Origin of the sequence: Candidatus Regiella insecticola LSR1, assembly GCF_000143625.1 — a bacterium.
Taxonomy (GTDB): domain Bacteria; phylum Pseudomonadota; class Gammaproteobacteria; order Enterobacterales; family Enterobacteriaceae; genus Regiella; species Regiella insecticola.
The window spans coordinates 590-1619 of the sequence record NZ_GL379685.1; the positions used below are offsets into that span (position 1 = coordinate 590).

A 1030-nucleotide genomic window follows, 5' to 3' on the forward strand; every position below is an offset into this window, starting at 1 on the left:
AATGCTAAAAGAGATCTGGGTAAAGTACGTTATTATTGGTCATTCTGAACGTCGTACTTATCACCATGAAAATGATGAAATCATCGCTAAAAAGTTTGCCGTATTGAAGAGCGAGGGATTGATTCCTGTGCTTTGTATCGGCGAATCTCAGGCTGAAAATGAAGCTGGACAAACTGAAACCGTTTGTAAGAGGCAATTGGATACGGTATTAGAGACACTCGGTGTCAAAGCCTTCGAAAACGCCGTCATCGCTTATGAGCCGGTTTGGGCGATTGGTACTGGCCTATCAGCAACGCCACAACAGGCGCAGAAGACACATAAATTTATTCGCGATTGCATTGCACAGCAGGATGCTCAGGTGGCTGAAAAAATGATTATTCAATATGGTGGTTCTGTTAATGCTAATAATGCGGCTGAATTGTTCAAGCAACCAGATATTGATGGCGCCTTGGTTGGCGGTGCTTCACTCGAGGCAGATAAATTTATCGACATTGTTAAAGCGGCGGAAAATACTCAGCAATCTCAATAGACCTCTTTCCAAACCTGCTCCGTGACTCGAATCCTGCGTTGCCCGGTACGCGCAATCCTCATGTACTTCATGTTAACGAAGGGTTGCTGTACGCCGGGCGCCTTGACTTCGCATAACGAACTACGGTTTGGAAAGAGGTCTAATGAAGTTTGTTATAAATAAAAAATGGGCGAAAAAGCGCTGTTACTTTTTTTACAAAAACAAGGAGGTCAATGCGCATTTTGAGCCCTTTTTTGACGAAAGACGGTTTGCAAAATTGTAGCGAGGGGTGCACGGTACACAGCAACCTTCGTAATGAGTACAAGAGATTGCGAGAAGCGTTAAGAGAAAGTCGATTTTTTAGCAACAAATCCCGCGTCATATAGGCTAATATCCCCCCTCTCCTATAGAGCCGATAAACCCCTTGAGTGTTTGAATTAATTTTTCATGTGGATCAGAAAGATCAACTTTACAATGTTTTCGCCTTTGGCTATCAATCAAATAGGCTTGATTATTGATGGT

The 1030-nt window shown here is 43.0% G+C and carries 1 protein-coding gene; it reads left to right on the forward strand.

Translation table 11 applies throughout. The annotated features are described in order from the left end of the window. On the forward strand, positions 1 to 529 hold a 529-nt coding region (tpiA, locus tag REG_RS14895), incomplete at its 5' end, for a triose-phosphate isomerase (RefSeq protein ID WP_039908632.1). Between the last annotated feature and the right edge of the window lie 501 nt (positions 530 to 1030).